Origin of the sequence: Acinetobacter rudis (assembly GCF_031157835.1) — a bacterium.
GTDB lineage: Bacteria > Pseudomonadota > Gammaproteobacteria > Pseudomonadales > Moraxellaceae > Acinetobacter > Acinetobacter rudis_A.
The window spans coordinates 355,344-375,138 of the sequence record NZ_JAVIDR010000001.1; the positions used below are offsets into that span (position 1 = coordinate 355,344).

A 19,795-nucleotide genomic window follows, 5' to 3' on the forward strand; every position below is an offset into this window, starting at 1 on the left:
ATGGCTCACTTTTTTATTCATCGCCCTATTTTTGCGTGGGTGATTGCACTGGTCATCATGTTGGCAGGTATTCTTACCTTGACCAAGATGCCCATTGCACAATACCCAACCATTGCCCCCCCTGTGGTGACGATCTCTGCAACTTATCCTGGCGCTTCAGCGTCAACTGTTGAAAATACAGTAACTCAGATCATTGAACAGCAAATGAATGGTCTTGATGGGTTGCGTTATATTTCATCGAACAGTGCAAGTAATGGTCAAGCTTCAATTAACCTAAACTTTGCTCAAGGGGTTGATCCTGATATTGCACAAGTTCAGGTACAAAACAAGCTACAGTCTGCAACAGCATTGCTGCCACAAGATGTGCAACGTCAAGGTTTAAAAGTCACTAAATCTGGCGCTAGCTTCTTACAAGTAATTGCATTTTACTCACCAGACAATAGCCTCTCTGCTGCTGACATTAAAGACTATGTCAATGCCAACCTTTCTGAACCACTTAGCCGCGTAGCTGGTGTAGGTGAGGTTCAGGTATTTGGTGGTTCATACGCAATGCGTATCTGGCTTGACCCTGCCAAAATGACCAACTTAAAAGTGACTGCAAGTGACGTTGTGGCTGCATTAAATGCACAGAACGCACAAGTTGCTGTTGGTCAATTAGGTGGTGCTCCATCTGTACAAGGTCAAACACTTAATGCCACAGTGAATGCACAAAGTATGTTGCAAACACCTGAGCAATTCGGAAAAATCTTCTTGAAAAACACCGCTTCTGGTGCTCAAGTTTTACTTTCAGATGTTGCTCGTATTGAACTTGGTTCTGATAACTATCAATTTGACTCTAAGTTCAATGGCAAACCTGCTGGTGGTGTGGCAATTAAACTCGCAACTGGAGCAAACGCACTTGATACAGCTACTGCTGTTGAAGCACGCTTAAAAGAGTTACGTCGTAACTATCCTGCAGGTTTAGAAGATACCCTTGCCTTTGATACCACACCATTTATCAAACTCTCTATTAAGAGTGTTGTGAAAACTTTGGTTGAAGCGATCATCTTGGTATTTATCGTTATGTTCCTGTTCTTACAGAACTGGCGTGCAACGATTATTCCAACCATGGCTGTACCCGTTGTTGTTCTTGGTACATTTACCGTCATTAATATGTTTGGGTTCTCCATCAACACCTTAACCATGTTTGCCATGGTACTGGCAATTGGTCTATTGGTGGATGATGCGATCGTTGTGGTGGAAAACGTTGAACGTGTTATGGTCGAAGAACACCTCGATCCTGTCACAGCCACTGAAGTTTCAATGACACAAATTTCAGGCGCTTTAGTTGGTATTACCAGCGTTCTTTCAGCTGTATTTATTCCAATGGCGTTCTTTGGTGGTACAACAGGGGTAATTTACCGACAATTCTCTATCACCCTTGTCACAGCAATGGTCTTATCATTGGTTGTCGCATTAACCTTCACCCCTGCACTTTGTGCAACCTTATTAAAGCAACATGATCCAAACAAAGCAGAAAGTAATAATATTTTCTCGCGTTTCTTTACTTGGTTTAACCGTAGCTTTGATAAAACAGCTGAAAAATATCAAAATGGTGTCAATCGCATGATCCACCATAAGGTATTTTCTGGCGTAGTATATGCTGCAGTAATTGCAGTCATTGTGGTGATCTTTAAACTTATGCCATCTTCTTTCCTTCCAGAAGAAGACCAAGGGGTTGTGTTTACACTCGTTCAATTGCCACCAAACGCAAGTATGGAACGTACAAGTCATACCATTGATACAATGACTGATTTCTTCTTAAAAAATGAAGAAAAAACGGTTCAATCTGTATTTTCGGTGACTGGATTCTCGTTTACTGGTGTTGGCCAAAATGCGGGTCTAGCTTTTATTAAATTAAAAGATTGGAGTGAGCGAACTACGCCTGAGCAACAAATTGATGCTCTAATTAAGCGTGGTATGGCCTTGAATGTACTTGTAAAAGATGCAAGCTACATCATGCCAATTAAACTACCTGCTATGCCAGAACTAGGTGTTGCTTCTGGTTTCGACTTCCAGCTTAAAGATGTTTCAGGTCAAGGTCATGAAAAACTCATGGCTGCACGTAACATGATTTTAGGTATGGCAGCAAAAGACCCACGTTTGGCTGGTGTACGTCCAAATGGTCAAGAAGATACACCTCAATATCAAATTTACATTGATCAAGCTCAAGCAGGTTCAATGGGAATTAGCCTTGCAGAAATTAATGCAACCATGAGTATGACTTGGGGCGGATACTACGTAAACGATTTCGTAGACCGTGGCCGTGTTAAAAAGGTTTATGTACAAGGTCAAGCAAATGCACGCATGATGCCTGAAGACTTAAACAAATGGTATGTCCGTAACAACAAAGGTGAAATGGTTCCATTCTCAGCCTTTGCAACAGGCGAATGGACTTATGGTTCACCACGTCTTGAGCGTTACAACGGCGTATCATCTGTGAATATTCAAGGTACTCCTGCGCCAGGCGTGAGTTCTGGTGTTGCAATGCAAGCCATGGAAGAGATTGCAGCAAAACTTCCATCTATGGGCTTAGCTGGTTTCGACCACGAATGGACTGGTTTGTCATTAGAAGAACGTGAGTCTGGTGCTCAAGCACCTGCCCTATTGCTTCTTTCATTGTTAATTGTCTTCCTTTGTTTGGCAGCACTTTATGAAAGCTGGTCAATTCCGTTCTCTGTTATTTTGGTTGTGCCGCTTGGCCTAGTGGGTGCTTTTGCATTAACTTACCTTGGTATGATCATCAAACATGATCCGAACTTGTCCTTTAACATTTACTTCCAAGTGGCATTGGTTGCAGTTATTGGTCTCTCAGCCAAAAACGCAATCTTAATTGTTGAATTTGCCAAAGAGTTACAAGAGAAAGGCGAAGATTTATTTGCAGCAACGCTACACGCTTCACGTATGCGTCTTCGTCCAATCATTATGACGACTTTGGCCTTTGGTTTTGGGGTACTCCCTCTTGCACTCTCATCTGGTGCAGGTGCAGGTAGCCAGCACTCAGTAGGTTTTGGTGTACTTGGTGGGGTAATTAGTTCTACACTACTCGGTATCTTCTTTATTCCAGTATTCTTTGTCTGGATCCGAAGTGTATTCAAATACAAACCCAAAACAATAACAAATCAGGAGCATTCATCGTGATGCAAAACTTATGGTCTCTTTCAGGTCGTAGCATCGCACTCTCTGCGCTCGTCATGTCTTTGGCAGCCTGCCAAAGCATGCGTGGCCCAGAGCCGGTCGCTCAGCCAACTATTCCGCAAGGTTATGTCAACACTAATGCTGGCCAATCTATTGCAGAAAAAGGCTACAAAGACTTTTTTTCTGATGCACGTTTATTAAAAGTAATTGATCTTTCTTTAGAAAATAACCGTGATTTACGTACTGCTGCCTTGAACATTCAACGTGCACAGCAACAGTATCAAATTTCAGAAAACAACCAACTACCTACGATTGGGGCAAGTGGTAGTGTGGTACGACAAGTTACACCATCACGCGATCCAAATAACCCTTATTCAACCTATCAGGTTGGTCTTGGGGTTACGGCTTATGAACTCGACTTTTGGGGACGTGTACGTAGCTTAAAAGACAATGCATTAGATACTTTCCTATCTACACAAAGTTCACGAGATGCAACACAAATTGCACTCATTGGACAAGTTGCACAAGCATGGTTAAGTTATTCATATGCAAATGAACAATTACGTCTTTCAGAGCAAACATTAAAAGCACAATTAGATTCATACAATCTAAACAAAAAGCGTTTTGATGTGGGCATTGATAGTGAAATCCCTGTTCGTCAAGCACAAGTTTCTGTAGAGACTGCGCGTAGTGATGTCGCAAACTTCAAGACTCAAGTTGTACAAGCGAAAAACTTACTTGATCTACTTGTTGGACAACCTGTTAGCAAAGACCTTCTACCGTCTAAAGCAGTTACACGAATCACCAATGACAGAACCTTATTTACAGGTATGCCAAGTGATTTATTGTACAACCGCCCAGACATCAAAACTGCTGAGTACCAACTCAGTGCTGCTGGAGCCAACATTGGTGCCGCACGTGCGCAAATGTTCCCAACAATTAGTCTGACGGGTACTGCTGGTTATGCCTCAACTGATTTAAATAAACTGTTTAGATCAGGAAGCTTTGCATGGTCAATCGGACCAAGTATCGACATGCCAATTTTTGATTGGGGTACACGTAAAGCAAATGTGAAAATTTCTGAGACTGATCAACAAATTGCTTTAGCGAACTATGAAAAGTCAATTCAATCGGCTTTCCGTGAAGTTAATGATGCTTTGGCGACACGCCAACATATTGGTGACCGCATCACAGCTCAACAGAACTTAGTTCAAGCAACGAACGTCACTTATAAACTTTCAAGTGCACGTTTCCGTTCTGGTATTGATAGCTTCTTAACTGTTCTTGATGCTCAACGTACTTCTTACTCTGCTGAACAAGGTTTATTACTATTACAACAAGCTGATTTAAACAATCAAATTGAACTGTATAAAACCTTAGGCGGTGGCGTAAAAGCAACAACAGCCGAACAAGTAAGTTACCCAGCTTCAAGTTCTCAGCAACACTACAGCAAGAAATAATGGTTACTGCTAAGTTCACTTAGCACTGCCATAAACAAAACCCACTGTACTCTCATGCAGTGGGTTTTTTACTTATTCAAAATTCATCATCGCAATTGACTTAATAAAGTGAATTTATCACCTAAATCATGAGACTAATTCTTCACTACTTCACGGCACTTTTACGAATAACTTTATACAAAGCTTTAGGAGAAAGACGTGAAAGGAATACCCCTAGCTTTTCTTTCACCCCAGCCACTACAATATATTCTTCGCCATGCATTAATGCCTTAATGACTTGATTGGCAAAATCATCAGCCGATAAACCATTTGCAATCGCTTCATCTTGATGGCCCTGTGCTTGCCCTACTCCATTTAGAGCATTAAAGGACACATTGGTCTGCACAAAACCTGGAAATACAACCGATACCTGGACACCCTGATCGGCAACTTCAGCCCGTAAACTATTAGCCCATAAATGAATGGCCGCTTTTGCAGCAGAATAACTAGCACGGTATTGTGTTCCTAATAAACCCGCCACACTAGAAATAAAAACAATACGCCCAGACTTTTGTTGCAATAAAGTAGGTAATACCGTTTTTGTGAGAAAGACCTGAGAAAAATAATCTATCTCCATAATGGCTCGTTCTGTCTGCATATTAGTTTCACTAATCAAAGCACGTTGACTTAGACCAGCATTATTAATTAACCAATCAATACGACCATATTTTTCTAATATCTGGGTATATGTGGCTTGAACCTGCTCCTCATTAGTCACATCCATTGCAATACTTAAGTGATTGTCAGGTTGAGATAAGCTTGCACGAACCTGTTCTAGTACTTCAAAGCGTCTGGCAGTTAAAATCACATGTGCTCCCTGACTTGCACACGCCTTTGCCAACGCCTCACCTAAACCCGAGGATGCCCCAGTAATCCATACCACTTTTGCATCCAATGCATCTAAACCATATTTTTGCATGTGTCATTATCCTTATTATTTAAACTCAATTGCTTTTGCTGTTGCTTATGTAAAAATGAAAAAAAGTGATCTAAATAGGGCGCTGCACGTAAGGCGGTTAAATTAGAGGTTACTTTTTCCAACCGTTGATAACCAATCTGAGTACACATATGAATGACACCATCTAAAGTTTTATTCACTAAAAAATTAAATTTTAATGTCGTTTTAGGCTGTACAATTAATGCCTGTACTCCTACATCAATAATCTGCACAAGATTAGCAAATCCCTGCTTAACCGCCAGATCCTCTCCAGCCCTAATTTGATTTAAACATTGTATTTGTTGTTCGGCCAAAAGATCATTAATTTCATAAATCAAATAATCTTTTCCCTCATGTTCCCTCATCCATTCATCTAAATAGTTCACTAAGGGAATAAGACGTTGGTTATTAAAAAAAGAAACGGCATAAGGCATATAATGCTGGATATAACCTGCTATTTTATCAATCACTTGTTGAGAACTTTCACGTCCATGACGATCAACTTTTTCAGCTTCTAGTTGATCAACCTTACGAATCAGTTCTGTAAACACCTGATCAAGTACAGCACATGCTAAATCAGCCAAGATTACGCCTAACACCTTGGCTTGACGTGGTGCATTCGGTGTATTAATAAGCTGTGTGACTTGCTTAAAACGTTGATGTAGTTCTGGTTGCATCTGTAAATAAACCGCATAACTTGTCACAATATATCCCCTCCGCTGTGCTGATTATTGATAACACCAACTAGTACATTTTTCCCATTTAAAATCATAAAGTCCCTGCTTTGCATAATCTGGCATAAAGTTCAGTAAAATGCATTTGCATGACATGTCCTAATAGCACTATTTTTTGCTACAATGTTCAGAATTTTTTTCCACTTTTGATCTGTATTGACTATGACTGATACCGCGCAAAATATTGCAACGACCTACGATCCAACTGAGATCGAGAAAAAATGGTACAAAACCTGGGAAGAGCGAGGTTATTTTAAACCTTCAGGTAAGGGGGACTCGTTCTGCATCATGATTCCACCGCCAAACGTCACTGGTAGTTTGCACATGGGTCATGGTTTTAACAATGCAATCATGGATGCACTTACACGCTATAACCGTATGATGGGCAAAAATACTTTATGGCAACCAGGTACGGACCATGCAGGTATTGCGACTCAAATGGTGGTTGAGCGTCAATTAGCAGCACAAAACATTAGTCGTCATGACCTTGGCCGTGAAAAATTCATTGAAAAAATTTGGGAATGGAAAGAACAATCTGGTAATACCATCACAGGTCAGATTCGTCGTCTTGGCTCATCAGTTGACTGGTCTCGTGAACGCTTCACTATGGATGAAGGTTTATCGAATGCGGTAAAAGAAGTATTCGTTCGTTTACATGAAGACGGTTTAATTTATCGTGGTAAGCGCTTAGTTAACTGGGATCCAAAATTTCATACAGCACTTTCTGATCTAGAAGTTGAATCAATCGAAGAAAAAGGATCACTCTGGCACTTTAAGTATTTCTTTGACAATAAAGAAACTCTAACTAAAGATGGCTTAAATTATTTAGTCGTTGCCACTACACGTCCTGAGACATTACTGGGTGACTCTGCTGTTGCTGTACATCCTGATGATGAACGCTATGCACATTTAATTGGTCAAAATATTGTTTTACCAATCACTGGACGCTTAGTTCCAATCGTTGCCGATGAATATGTGGAAAAAGATTTCGGTACAGGCTGTGTCAAAATTACTCCAGCACATGACTTTAATGACTATGAACTCGGCAAACGTCACCAATTACCACTGATCAACATCTTTAATAAAAATGCTGAAGTTTTAGCTGAGTTTGAAGTTATTGCTAAAGCTGGTGAACAAATTTCGAGCCACATTCAAGCACCTGCTGACTATGCAGGTATGGAACGCTTTGCTGCACGTAAGAAATTAGTTGAACAAGCAGAGGCCGAAGGTTGGTTAGATAAAATTGATCCTTATGATCTAAAAGCACCACGAGGCGATCGTTCTGGTGTAATCATCGAACCATTACTCACTGACCAATGGTATGTAAAAATTGCACCATTGGCAGAACCTGCTATTGATGCAGTAAAAGATGGCCGTATTAAATTTGTACCTGAACAATATACCAACATGTATATGGCTTGGATGAATAACATTCAAGACTGGTGTATTTCACGTCAATTATGGTGGGGCCATCGTATCCCAGCTTGGTATGATGCAGAAGGCAATATCTATGTTGGTCGTAACGAAGCTGAAGTCCGTAGTAAACACAACATTGCTGACAATGTTGAACTAAGCCAAGATGAAGATGTGCTTGATACATGGTTCTCTTCAGCACTTTGGACTTTCTCAACACTTGGTTGGACTGGCGATGCTGAAAAAGACAAACTCAATGACATCTTAAAAACATTCCATCCTACAGATGTGCTCGTTACTGGTTTTGACATCATTTTCTTCTGGGTTGCCCGTATGATTATGATGACTTTACACTTCATGAAAAATGAAGATGGCACTGCACAAGTACCGTTTAAAACTGTTTATGTTCACGGTTTGGTACGTGATGGTGAAGGTCAAAAAATGTCAAAATCTAAAGGGAATGTGCTTGATCCTTTAGACTTGATTGATGGTGTTGATCTCGAAAGCTTAGTACAAAAACGTACTTTCGGCCTGATGAATCCTAAACAAGCAGCTAAGATTGAGAAATCGACTCGTAAAGAATTCCCAGAAGGCATTAATGCCTATGGTACTGACGCGGTACGTTTCACTTTCTGTGCACTTGCAAATACTGGTCGTGATATCAAATTTGATCTTAAGCGAGTTGAAGGTTACCGTAACTTCTGTAATAAAATCTGGAATGCAACCCGCTTTGTTCTGATGAACCTTGAAGGTCAAACGGTTGCTCAAGTTGCACGTCCTGAACTTTGGGAACTTCCAGAACAATGGATTATTAGTCGCCTACAAAAAGCACAACTTGCAGTACAACAAGCTTTTGAAACATACCGTTTAGACTTAGCAGCACAAGCAATTTATGACTTTATTTGGAATGAATACTGTGACTGGTATGTAGAGCTTACTAAACCAGTATTAAACGATGCGACTGTTTCTGAAGAACGTAAAGCTGAGGTTCGCCGCGTACTGCTTTCAGTACTTGAACAATCACTGCGTCTTGCACATCCTTTAATGCCATACTTAACTGAAGAAATTTGGCAAACACTTGCACCTATGCTTGGTATCTCAGGTGAGACTATCATGACTGCACAGTATCCAGTATGTGATCAGGCAATGCTCAACGAACAAGCTGAAGCTGATATGCAGTGGCTTCAAGGTCTCATTGGTGCAGTACGTAATATTCGTGGTGAAATGGGTCTAGGCAATGCACGCTTACTCCCTGTACTTTTACAGAATATTTCTGAAGCAGAACGTACACAAATTGCACGTATTGAACCTTTATTTAAGGCACTCGCTAAAGTTGAAAGTATTGAAATTTTAGCCAATGATCAACAACCACCACTGTCGTCTTCAAGTGTTATTGGTCATGCATCTGTATTTGTGCCGATGAAAGGTTTAATCGATCCTAAGGCTGAACTTGGTCGTCTACAAAAAGACTATGACAAAGTTCAAAAGCAACATGATCAAATTGCAAACAAACTAGCAAATGAAGGCTTTGTAGCAAAAGCACCAGCTGCTGTTGTTGAAGGCGAGAAAGTAAAACTTGCTGAATTTGCTGATCAACTCAGCAAAATTAAACTCAGTATGGAACAAATCGCTGCGTTGTAAGTTGAGTTGTATTTAGTTTGCCGATAGAATGATGGGTTAATTAATTAACCCATCATTTGTTGTATGCGCAGTGTAGATTTAATCTCAGAATTTTTCTTTAATACTAAAAATAATAAGAGATTTTTAAGCATAGAAACCAAAAGTAATTTGTCTCAGGGTGATTATGAAAAAGAAGAAAGATTAAAAAAAATTTATTATATTGCAGTAAAAACTAGGAACTTTGAAATAACGCAACTTGTACAACGCAACAACTTTTTTATGATATTTCAAGGTGTACTAATTGCTAGTATTATTTACTCAAATAATACAGTCCCGTTTATTCATACTATAATTTGTTTTATTGGTATTTTTATTTCTTTTTTTCAAATGCAAATTGCCGCTGGAGCAAAATTTTGGCAAGAGTATTGGGAGAATGAAGTCAATGAAGCAGAGGAAAGACTAAATGATTACTACACCAAAATTAAAAAAATCCAATTTCACAAGTTATTTAATAAAGATGTAATAGATGTCCAACATACAATTTATTCAAAATATTTTAAAAAAAATAAATATAGACTTTTTATAAAAGAAAAATATAGCAGCAATCATTTTTTAGGAACACGCTCATTCCTCACCTACTTTCCATTTACTAAAATTGATCATAGAATTCTAACCAAACCATCTGTTAGTAAAATACCTATTAGAACCGCCCGCTTATTATTAATATCTTGGATTTTTCTATTTTTTTCATCTACTTTTTTGGGTGAAAAAGCCTTTCAGTTCATTAATGGTCATCAAATTTTCACTGGATTTCCAGGAAAATCAGTAACAAATATCGACATAAGGAATTTACCCCAACCAAACAGAAACGATGGCTATGATGATGATCGAAATCAATGTGGCAAACTTGTTGTACCCTTTAAAGTAGGATATTGTAAGTAAAAATTATGAGTGGATACAACTTAGACAAAAAATTAGTTATAGGTATAACGTCAAGTGCTCTATTTGATTTAGAGGAATCTGATCGAATTTTTAGAACTGATGGCGAGTTGGCTTATAGAGAATATCAACAACAAAAAGAAAAGATACCTTTAGCAGCAGGCATCGCTTTTCCTTTTATTCAAAGATTATTAAGCCTTAATAATATATTTCCTAAAGATACTCCGTTTGTTGAAGTCATTTTATTATCTAGAAATGATCCCAATACTGGTTTAAGGGTTATGAACTCTATTGAACATTTTAATCTCAATATAAAACGTGCAATTTTCCTACAAGGCAGAACACCACACAAATATATAGATCCATTAAATATTAGTTTATTTTTATCTGCGAATGAAACAGATGTTAACCAAGCTATTAATTCTGGATATCCTGCGGGCTTAATTATTCAAGGACACATTTTTGATGTTGATCATGATGAAGAACTAAGAATTGCTTTTGACTTTGATGGTGTTATTGCTGATGATGCATCAGAGCAAGTTTATAAAGAAAATGGTCTCAAAGCTTTTATAGAAAATGAAGAAAAATTAGCAAATCAGCCAGCAAATACAGGACCATTACATAAACTTTTAGCTCAATTATCATTTCTTCAAAAATCAGAATTTGACTATTCTAAAACAAATTCTAATTATAAAAATAGATTAAGAATTTCGATTGTCACTGCTCGTAATGCACCAGCACACAAACGTGTTATTACTAGTTTACGTGCATGGGGAATAGATACTGTAAACGAAGCCTTTTTCTTGGGTGGAATTGAAAAAAGAAAAGTTTTAGAAATTCTTAAACCACATATTTTTTTCGATGACCAAGTCACTCACGTGGAAAAAACAGCTAATACTGTAGCTTCTGTTCTTATACCGTTTGGAATTGCAAATGAAGAAAAAGTTATTAAGCAAACCAATGACTAAATAAATATCACAACTCATCCAATACCGTATTTTTCACTGGATTGCGTCGCCAATAATACGGCTGTAAAAAACGTAAAGCTAAACGCCAAGGAGTCATCCAAACAATACGCGCATAGTTTTTGTTATTTTGACTCATTCCTTTTGCTAAATAGCGGCACACTGGCTCTGGTGGATCAATAACAAACATAAATAACCACTTCATTTTACGCCAGTTTTTCACCTCACCCTGTTGCCATGAATCAATGAGCAAGTCTGTTGCTACCATCCCTGGGCTCAATGCGCCAACTTTAATTGCTGTATGCCGAGTCTCTTTATATAGTGCACGGGTAAAATAAGCCACCGCACGTTTAGAAGTTGAGTATGCTGTCATACCTGCACTCCACTCACCGCGACTCCCCCAGCCCTCCATATTGAATATTTGTCCAAAACCTTGCTTGAGCATCCCTTGTAGCGCAACCTTACTGCCCAACATACAGCCTAATACATTGGTTTCTATAACCTGTTTCAGTTCGTTATTGTCAATTTCTAGCAATGCCTTGGCTGCATTACATGTACCAGCATTGTTAATCCATACATCAATATGGCCAAAATAAGCTTGCGCCTCTTGCCATAGTTGAGTGAGATCTTGTACTTGGGTTACATCACACACATGACCATGCACCCGATTGTGAGCAAACTCACTTGATAAATCACTGATTACGGCCTGAAGTTGTTCATGATGACGTGCGGTTAACATGACTGACCAGTTCATTTGTAAAAAGGCCCGAGCTAAGCCCAGGCCTATACCACGTGTTGAACCCGTGATCACGACAACTTTATTGGCTAAGGTCTGTTTTGAATTCAAAGTTTCTCTCCACATTCCTCAATCAATTTATAAAAAATTAAACTTTTTTCTTTTTAAAACGCGTTGCTGGCCAGTACATAACAAAACGCGCACCACCCAAGGTAGGACTTTGATCTACTTCAATACTCCCACCAAACCAAAATGCAATACGACTCACAATAGACAAACCTAAACCATAACCACCAGATGCACGAGTACGACTGTCATCTAAGCGTGCAAAGGCCTCAAAAATACGTGCACGGTCTTCTTCTGGTATGCCAGGACCATCATCTTCAACACATACAAATGCGAGCCCTGTTGTTGGGTTAATTCCACCACTAATAGTGACTTGATTATCACAATAACGAATCGCATTTCCGACGAGGTTCTGTACCACGCGATGTAAATAACGCCGCTCTACCTCAACGATCACGTCTGTTGAGAGTGGTAATAGTTCAATTTTCTTTTGAGTTTTAAGGGCTTCTGTTTCTGTCGCAACTTGTTCCAATACATCGACTAAAATAATATCTTCAAAGTGCAATGATGGCATGCCTTGCTCTAACTTAGCATAGGTCATAATTTCATCAATAAGATTATTTAACGCTTCGATGTCTTTATCAATCAACTCTACTTGGTGCAGTCGATGAGTATATTCTTCTTCATCAGCCATCATCTCCATACCAAAACGAATACGTGCTACTGGTGTACGTAATTCATGTGAAACAGCACGCATAAGTTCACGTTGTGCTTCTATCAAGCGTTGGATATGGTCTGACATGCTGTTATAGCTTGATGCCAAACTTGATAATTCATCATGCCCTTCTACAGATAAACGCAGAGACATATCACCCGATTTCATGGTATTTAACGCATCATTCACCTGTTTAAGCTTACGCTGCATAGGCACAATCAGACCATAAACACCTAATGATAATAAGAACATACTTAATAAGGTAATGCCTGCAGCCAACTGGAATGGCATCCAATTAAACATGGGCACTGGTCCCATCACCAATACTTCACCTGGTGAATTTGGCATTGGAGAGACAATAGAAATGGTTGTACCACGTACTGTAGCGCTATCGCGGTACAATATGACACTTTGATCAGAGCGCAAACGACCGATTTGCTCAGAGTCTAATTCTAAATTCTCAATTTTTTGAACTTTAAGACCATAATAAAAATGCTCTTGAATACGTTCAATATATTCAGCTTCTTGCCCAGGATAATAAACCAAGTAGTCCCAAATAAAGATTGGTAAAACCTTCATTTGTTGTTCAGTTAGATTATCAATTTGAACATATAGTAAATGTCCTGGATCATCACGGATACCTATAATCAGATAAGCCATGTTTTTATTTGCGTCATAGCGAACAACTGCTTTTTGTTCCTCTATACGCTTTTTTTCTGTACGTGATAATTCAACTTTGTTGGCTTCTAAATAATAAATTGGTAATTCCAGTAAATCAGAAGCATCTGAAATCCAATCAATTTTTTGTTGTTGCGTTTGTTGACGTGAAACATCCTCACTGATGATAAATGCAATACCATCACTGAGGGATTCACGGTATTCCTGCACACGTTGGTAGTTGATAATCTGCACAAGCAAATAACCAAATATCGCCACAAGGACGACCAAAATGACCAGTCCGGCATAGATCCTGAAAAAAATACTCTGCTTTAACAAGTCATTTGTCCTTCAGTGCTTAGATCAATTACATACCATTCGTTTCTTTAACAAACAAATAACCTTTACTACGAACAGTCTTAATTCGTTTTGGATTTTCAGGGTCATCACCAATTTTTGGACGAATACGCGAAATGCGTACGTCAATTGAACGGTCTTGCCCATCATATTCAATACCGCGTAAACGCTCAAAAATATCTTCACGCGATAAAATACGACCTGCATTTGATGCTAACAACCATAACAGATCGTATTCAGCACTTGTGAAATCGACTAATTCGCCATTTAAGGTCACAGAACGACCACCATTATCAATGACTAAATCATCAAATTCGATACGTTGTGCAACTTCATCTTCAGGTGTTTTATCAGTACGACGTAACAAAGCACGAATTCGCGCGAGTAACACACGCGGTTGTACTGGTTTGGCAACATAATCATCAGCCCCCATTTCTAGACCTAAAACTTGGTCCATATCTTCAGTACGAGCGGTCAACATTAAAATTGGTTGATGATAATGTGAACGAACTTCTCGACAAACGGTTAAACCATCTGCACCAGGTAGCATGACATCAAGCACGACTAGATCTGGTTGTTCACTAATAATTCTGCGAATCGCACGGTTTCCATCGGGTTCAACACCGACTTCAAGTCCATTACGGATCAGATATTCTTGTGTTAATCGCGCCAAACGCTCGTCATCTTCTACAATGAGAATTTTAGGTAATCTTTCTTCTTTGCTCATCAATTTTTCCCCTGCTATAACTTTATATCTATTTGTAACGTATACAGATATAAGATCTAATCATTTGCAATATACACTCGTTTACATTGTAAACAAGACCTTAGTCACGAAATAGATACAGGTCCGTATTATTTTGTTGTATTTTAATTATGACTGAATATTTCCTCCACATTTTTTTAAATTGCTCAGACCAATCTATAATTATTTGATGAATATTAATACAAGATATTTCTTTAAGAACGTTATATCGACACTAAAAGCCAATAAAATGTTTATCCACAGAGTTATCTTCAAGACAAAAAAACAGACTTTGCTATACTATGCACGACTTCAAAATCAGACCATTAGCACCTGTTAATGGCTAAGGTAAAATAGCTCAATTTTTTCTTTCCAGAGAAAAAAGATTTATAAAAATGTCAATATTGATCTATCAGAAAAATTACCGTATCTTGTGTCCAAAATCTAAATAAACCACTAAGTATTGTGTTTTGTCTTTTTTATGGTCGGTAATTCGCTGTACCGATTGAGGCAGAAATAACACAATGGAGCGAAGCAGACAATGAGCGCAATTACAACTCCTGGTCAACTACAAGTGATTAAACGCACTGGTGATGTTGCCCCGTTTGATGCAGACAAAATTTCTGTGGCAATCGGTAAAGCTTTTTTGGCTGTAGAAGGTCAAAATAGCGCCGACTCCAGTCGTATTCACGACCGTATTTCTCAATTGACCGATATGGTTTTAAATACTTTTAAACGCCGTCTACCTTCAGGCGGAACGATCCACATTGAAGAGATTCAAGATCAAGTAGAATTGGCGTTAATGCGAACGGGTGAACAAAAAGTTGCACGTTCTTACGTTATCTACCGTGAACAACGCGCAGCTGCACGTAAAGAATTAGGTGCGAACCATCACCCAACGTTACAAGTTACCGATGCTGAAGGTCGTCTGCAGCCACTTGATATGAGTATTCTAGAAGCAAGCATTACTAAAGCTGCTGCTGGCCTAGAAGGAATTGACATTCAAGCAATTATCGATGAAACAGTGAAGAACCTTTACAACGGTGTATTGGCGTCTGACATTTCAACAACGATGATGATGGCTACGCGTACTCGTATTGAGCAAGAGCCAAACTATAGCTATGTTACTGCACGTCTGCTACGTGATGAACTTGTAGTTACTGGTTTGAAGTTCTTAGAACTTCCTGCTGAAACACTTGAAAGTGATGCTTTAGAAGCATTCTTAAACAAAGGTGTTGAGCTAGATCTACTTTCTCCTGATCTATTACAGTTCGATCTGAAACAACTTGCTGCTGCAATTCAACCAGAACGTTCAAATCAATTTACCTATCTAGGTTTACAAACTTTATTTGATCGTTACTTCATTCATAGCAATGGTGTACGTTTTGAATTGCCACAATTGTTCTTTATGCGTGTTTCAATGGGTCTTGCACTCAATGAAGAAAATAAAGAAGAACGTGCGATTGAGTTCTATAACTTGTTATCAAGTTTTGATTACATGGCGTCTACTCCGACACTATTTAACTCAGGCACCTTACGTCCACAGCTATCAAGCTGCTACTTAACTACTATTTCTGATGACTTGTTCAATATTTATGGTGCAATGCGTGATAACGCAATGCTCTCAAAATGGGCAGGTGGTTTAGGTAATGACTGGACGCCAGTACGTGCTTTAAACTCATACATCAAAGGCACAAATGGTAAATCACAAGGTGTTGTACCTTTCCTAAAAGTTGCAAACGATACAGCTGTTGCCGTAAACCAAGGTGGTAAACGTAAAGGTGCGGTGTGTGCTTATTTAGAAACATGGCACTTAGACATCGAAGAGTTCCTTGAACTCCGTAAGAATACAGGTGATGACCGTCGCCGTACTCACGACATGAACACTGCAAACTGGGTTCCAGACTTGTTTATGCAACGTGTATTCGAAGATGCCGACTGGACTTTGTTCACACCATCTGAAACACCAGACTTACATGATCTTACTGGTGCAGAATTTGCTGAACGTTATGCTTATTACGAGTCTATTGCTAAAGAAAGCAATATGTTGCACAAAAAAATCCGTGCAAAAGACTTGTGGCGCAAAATGTTATCTATGTTATTTGAAACTGGCCACCCTTGGATCACTTTCAAAGACGTATGTAACTTACGCTCACCACAACAACACGTAGGCGTAGTACATTCTTCAAACTTATGTACTGAGATCACGCTTAACACCAATCAAGATGAAATCGCTGTATGTAACTTAGGTTCAATTAACCTTGTACAGCATGTTCAAGGTGGCGTGCTTGACCGTGAAAAACTTGCTCGTACAGTGAAAACAGCAGTTCGTATGCTTGATAACGTTATTGATATCAACTACTACGCTGTGCCTCAAGCGAAAAACTCAAACATGAAACACCGCCCAGTGGGTATGGGAATCATGGGCTTCCAAGATGCATTGTATGAAATGAATCTTGCATATGGTTCAGATGCAGCAGTTGAATTTGCTGACGAATCAATGGAAGTTATTAGCTATTTCGCAATCCAAACTTCAAGTGATTTAGCAGTTGAACGTGGTGCTTATTCAACATTCAAAGGTTCACTTTGGGATCAAGGTATTTTACCAATCGATTCACTTGAATTGGTTGCAAAATCACGCCCAGAACGCATGTTCGAAGTTGATCGTACACAACGTTTAGACTGGAATGCTTTACGTAACAAAGTACAAAAAGACGGTATGCGTAACTCAAATGTTATGGCAATTGCTCCAACTGCAACCATTTCTAACATTTGTGGCGTATCACAATCTATTGAACCTACATTCCAGAACTTGTACGTAAAATCTAACCTATCGGGTGAGTTCACTGTAATCAACCCATACCTTGTTCGTGCATTAAAAGAGCGCGATCTATGGGATGTAGTCATGGTTAATGACTTAAAACATTACGAAGGTTCAGTACAAAAAATTGCACGTATTCCTGATGAGCTTAAAGCAATCTTTGCGACAGCATTTGAAGTTGAGCCTCGTTGGATTGTTGATGCTGCATCACGCCGTCAAAAATGGATTGATCAAGCTCAGTCACTTAACCTTTACATCTCTGGTGCAAATGGTAAAAAGCTTGATTTAACCTATAAAATGGCTTGGTTACGTGGTCTTAAAACGACTTATTACCTTCGTGCGCTTGGTGCAACATCTGCTGAGAAGTCAACCATTAACACTGGTGCACTTAATGCAGTTAAGCCTGCAACCGTTGCAAAAGCAGCGCCTGTAGCAAAAGCTGAAACAGTACAAGCAGCTGAAGAAGGTTTTGAACAAGCAGCACCAGTACCTATGGCTTGCTCGATTGACAACCCAGATTGCGAAGCTTGCCAGTAATCGACCTCTCCTGCTTTTAAAAAAGGCAGGAGACTACAAATTTCCTCATTCTTCTATTTGTAAAAGAATGAGGAAGAAACCAATAAAGGAGAGACCATGCCACATATGACGCATAATTACATGCTCGGACTGAGTGTCTTGGTACTCGCCTTTATATTTTTTTACACCCCACTGGTGTATGCCTTTTTGAAAATACGCAAGCAGCGTAAACAAAATAAGTAGTGGGGATTATTAGGTATTCAGTAAAAATATCTGCTAATCGACAAAACTTAATTTTGTTTACACAGAATAAGCGTATAGTAACGGCATCTTCGTTTAGTAGATGTCTAATAAAAGATATAAAGCAACGAAGTGAGAATTGATATGTCTATCCTTAGTTGGGACGATTTTGAAGATGATGCACCGAAACAGACTGCACAACAACACCAGTCTAAAACCGTCGAACCGCAGAAAACGACTGACACGCCGTTGGTATCTGATGCAAACCCATCATCGCCGCATGTGGCTACTGTACAATCCAGTGGAACCAGTGAAGCAGGAACAGCACATTCAACCGATTCACTGGCAAGAGCATCTGCTGCCCTAGCCACTTTAGATGTAGCACCTGGTCTTGAAGAACTTGAGATGGGTGCACAGCGTGTACAAGTTGATGATAAAGCAATGATCAACTGTCGTGCAGACTTAAACCAATTGGTTCCATTTAAATATGAATGGGCTTGGCAAAAATATCTAGATGGTTGTGCAAACCACTGGATGCCACAAGAAGTCAACATGACGCATGATATTGCACTATGGAAATCAGAGAATGGTTTAACTGAAGATGAACGTACTATCGTAATGCGTTCACTTGGTTTCTTCTCTACTGCTGACTCATTGGTTGCCAATAACCTTGTTCTTGCAATCTACCGTCACATTACCAACCCAGAATGCCGTCAGTATATTTTGCGTCAAGCATTTGAAGAAGCAATTCACACACATGCTTATCAGTACTGTATTGAATCATTAGGTATGGATGAAGGCGAAGTCTTCAATATGTATCGTGAAGTTCCAAGCGTTGCACGTAAAGCCGCTTGGGGATTGAAATACACTCAATCACTTAGTGACCCTACTTTTAAAACAGGTACACCAGAGAACGACCAAATTTTGCTACGCAACTTAATCGCGTTCTATTGTGTGCTTGAAGGCATTTTCTTCTATTGCGGTTTTAGCCAAATTTTATCTATGGGCCGTCGCAATAAAATGAATGGTGTTGCTGAGCAGTTCCAATACATCCTCCGTGATGAATCAATGCACTTAAACTTCGGTATCGATATGATTAACCAAATCAAAATCGAAAACCCTCACTTGTGGACTGAACAGTTCCAAGAAGAAGTTGTGCAAATGATCCTTGAAGGTACTATGCTTGAAATCGAATATGCACGTGACACAATGCCACGCGGTGTGCTCGGTATGAACGCAGGTATGATGGAAGAATACCTCAAATTTATTTGTAACCGTCGTCTTGCTCAATTGGGTCTACCAGAACAATTTGCTGGTGTAAATAACCCATTTGCTTGGATGTCAGAGATGATGGATCTGCGTAAAGAGAAAAACTTCTTTGAAACTCGTGTAACAGACTACCAAACTGGTGGTGCGTTAAGCTGGTAATGGTTGGTGTTATAAAAATTCAATTACGATAATTAAAAATAATTCTCGTAATCTAAGGCTGATATCACTTTTGTATATCAGCCTTTTTTATTGAAATGAATAACCAGCGATTTTGTAGACACCTTTTTTTAGATAAAGTGGCTAATTAACAAGGTGCTTATGAGCAGTAAACGACTGCCCTGAATAGTTTAAAATTGACTTTTTCTCCATTTATATTTTTCCTTTCAAAT

Annotated in this window: 13 protein-coding genes; 8 read left to right on the plus strand and 5 right to left on the minus strand. The window is 39.1% G+C overall.

The window, feature by feature from the left end; translation table 11 throughout:
• Both RFH42_RS01700 and adeK read left to right on the plus strand, forming a co-directional pair.
• Complete coding sequence (locus RFH42_RS01700; RefSeq protein ID WP_308973778.1) at positions 1-3,180, plus strand: efflux RND transporter permease subunit; 3,180 nt, start codon at positions 1-3, stop codon at positions 3,178-3,180.
• Positions 3,180-4,637 carry a multidrug efflux RND transporter AdeIJK outer membrane channel subunit AdeK gene (adeK, locus tag RFH42_RS01705; RefSeq protein ID WP_308973779.1) on the plus strand — a complete coding sequence of 486 codons (1,458 nt, stop codon included), beginning with the start codon at positions 3,180-3,182 and terminating at the stop codon, positions 4,635-4,637. Before RFH42_RS01700 ends, adeK begins: the two co-directional genes overlap by 1 nt.
• 145 nt (positions 4,638-4,782) lie before the next feature.
• On the opposite strand, the gene RFH42_RS01710 is transcribed toward adeK, so the two are convergent.
• Positions 4,783-5,595 (minus strand): SDR family oxidoreductase, encoded by an 813-nt coding sequence (locus tag RFH42_RS01710; RefSeq protein ID WP_308973780.1) that lies wholly within the window; start codon positions 5,593-5,595, stop codon positions 4,783-4,785.
• The gene (locus RFH42_RS01715) at positions 5,577-6,317 is read right to left on the minus strand and encodes a hypothetical protein (RefSeq protein ID WP_308973781.1); all 741 of its coding nucleotides are present in this window, start codon (positions 6,315-6,317) and stop codon (positions 5,577-5,579) included. Before RFH42_RS01715 ends, RFH42_RS01710 begins: the two co-directional genes overlap by 19 nt.
• 186 nt (positions 6,318-6,503) lie before the next feature.
• Here RFH42_RS01715 and RFH42_RS01720 point away from each other — a divergent pair, with 186 nt between their 5' ends.
• The 3 genes from RFH42_RS01720 to RFH42_RS01730 all read left to right on the plus strand — a co-directional run bounded on the left by RFH42_RS01720 (position 6,504) and on the right by RFH42_RS01730 (position 11,287).
• Positions 6,504-9,401, plus strand: a complete 2,898-nt coding sequence (locus RFH42_RS01720) for a valine--tRNA ligase (RefSeq protein ID WP_308973782.1) — start codon at positions 6,504-6,506, stop codon at positions 9,399-9,401.
• 63 nt (positions 9,402-9,464) lie between these two features.
• On the plus strand, positions 9,465-10,322 hold the full coding sequence (locus RFH42_RS01725; protein WP_308973783.1) for a RipA family octameric membrane protein: 858 nt from the start codon (positions 9,465-9,467) through the stop codon (positions 10,320-10,322).
• Between the two features lie 5 nt (positions 10,323-10,327).
• A complete protein-coding gene (locus tag RFH42_RS01730; RefSeq protein ID WP_308973784.1) occupies positions 10,328-11,287 on the plus strand; it encodes a 5'-nucleotidase in 960 nt (319 codons plus the stop codon).
• Positions 11,288-11,294: 7 nt separating this feature from the next.
• Here the strand turns inward: RFH42_RS01730 and RFH42_RS01735 are convergent, their stop codons facing one another.
• From RFH42_RS01735 to bfmR, 3 genes are read right to left on the minus strand one after another with little or no spacing between them, the layout of a single operon-like run.
• The gene (locus tag RFH42_RS01735) at positions 11,295-12,146 is read right to left on the minus strand and encodes an SDR family NAD(P)-dependent oxidoreductase (protein ID WP_308973785.1); all 852 of its coding nucleotides are present in this window, start codon (positions 12,144-12,146) and stop codon (positions 11,295-11,297) included.
• A 22-nt stretch (positions 12,147-12,168) separates the two neighbouring features.
• A complete protein-coding gene (bfmS, locus tag RFH42_RS01740; RefSeq protein ID WP_308973786.1) occupies positions 12,169-13,797 on the minus strand; it encodes a sensor histidine kinase BfmS in 1,629 nt (542 codons plus the stop codon).
• A 28-nt stretch (positions 13,798-13,825) separates the two neighbouring features.
• Positions 13,826-14,542 (minus strand): response regulator transcription factor BfmR, encoded by a 717-nt coding sequence (gene bfmR, locus RFH42_RS01745; RefSeq protein WP_016655210.1) that lies wholly within the window; start codon positions 14,540-14,542, stop codon positions 13,826-13,828.
• 559 nt (positions 14,543-15,101) lie between these two features.
• Here bfmR and RFH42_RS01750 point away from each other — a divergent pair.
• The 3 genes from RFH42_RS01750 (at position 15,102) to RFH42_RS01760 (ending at position 19,565) form a co-directional block, all read left to right on the plus strand.
• The gene (locus RFH42_RS01750) at positions 15,102-17,918 is read left to right on the plus strand and encodes a ribonucleoside-diphosphate reductase subunit alpha (RefSeq protein WP_308973787.1); all 2,817 of its coding nucleotides are present in this window, start codon (positions 15,102-15,104) and stop codon (positions 17,916-17,918) included.
• Positions 17,919-18,014: 96 nt separating this feature from the next.
• Positions 18,015-18,140: a preprotein translocase subunit YajC gene (locus RFH42_RS01755; protein ID WP_308973788.1), complete on the plus strand. Its 126-nt coding sequence runs from the start codon at positions 18,015-18,017 to the stop codon at positions 18,138-18,140.
• 141 nt (positions 18,141-18,281) lie between these two features.
• Positions 18,282-19,565 carry a ribonucleotide-diphosphate reductase subunit beta gene (locus RFH42_RS01760; protein ID WP_308973790.1) on the plus strand — a complete coding sequence of 428 codons (1,284 nt, stop codon included), beginning with the start codon at positions 18,282-18,284 and terminating at the stop codon, positions 19,563-19,565.
• The last annotated feature ends 230 nt before the right edge of the window (positions 19,566-19,795 follow it).

What these genes read in the sequence shown, in the direction of transcription:
- RFH42_RS01710 (WP_308973780.1), bottom strand. Translation starts at nt 5,595, where the DNA reads ATGCAAAAATATGGTTTAGATGCATTGGATGCAAAAGTGGTATGGATT.
- RFH42_RS01755 (WP_308973788.1), top strand. Translation starts at nt 18,015, where the DNA reads ATGCCACATATGACGCATAATTACATGCTCGGACTGAGTGTCTTGGTA.
- adeK (WP_308973779.1), top strand. Translation starts at nt 3,180, where the DNA reads ATGCAAAACTTATGGTCTCTTTCAGGTCGTAGCATCGCACTCTCTGCG.
- RFH42_RS01700 (WP_308973778.1), top strand. Translation starts at nt 1, where the DNA reads ATGGCTCACTTTTTTATTCATCGCCCTATTTTTGCGTGGGTGATTGCA.
- RFH42_RS01725 (WP_308973783.1), top strand. Translation starts at nt 9,465, where the DNA reads ATGCGCAGTGTAGATTTAATCTCAGAATTTTTCTTTAATACTAAAAAT.
- bfmR (WP_016655210.1), bottom strand. Translation starts at nt 14,542, where the DNA reads ATGAGCAAAGAAGAAAGATTACCTAAAATTCTCATTGTAGAAGATGAC.
- RFH42_RS01750 (WP_308973787.1), top strand. Translation starts at nt 15,102, where the DNA reads ATGAGCGCAATTACAACTCCTGGTCAACTACAAGTGATTAAACGCACT.
- RFH42_RS01730 (WP_308973784.1), top strand. Translation starts at nt 10,328, where the DNA reads ATGAGTGGATACAACTTAGACAAAAAATTAGTTATAGGTATAACGTCA.
- RFH42_RS01760 (WP_308973790.1), top strand. Translation starts at nt 18,282, where the DNA reads ATGTCTATCCTTAGTTGGGACGATTTTGAAGATGATGCACCGAAACAG.
- RFH42_RS01735 (WP_308973785.1), bottom strand. Translation starts at nt 12,146, where the DNA reads ATGTGGAGAGAAACTTTGAATTCAAAACAGACCTTAGCCAATAAAGTT.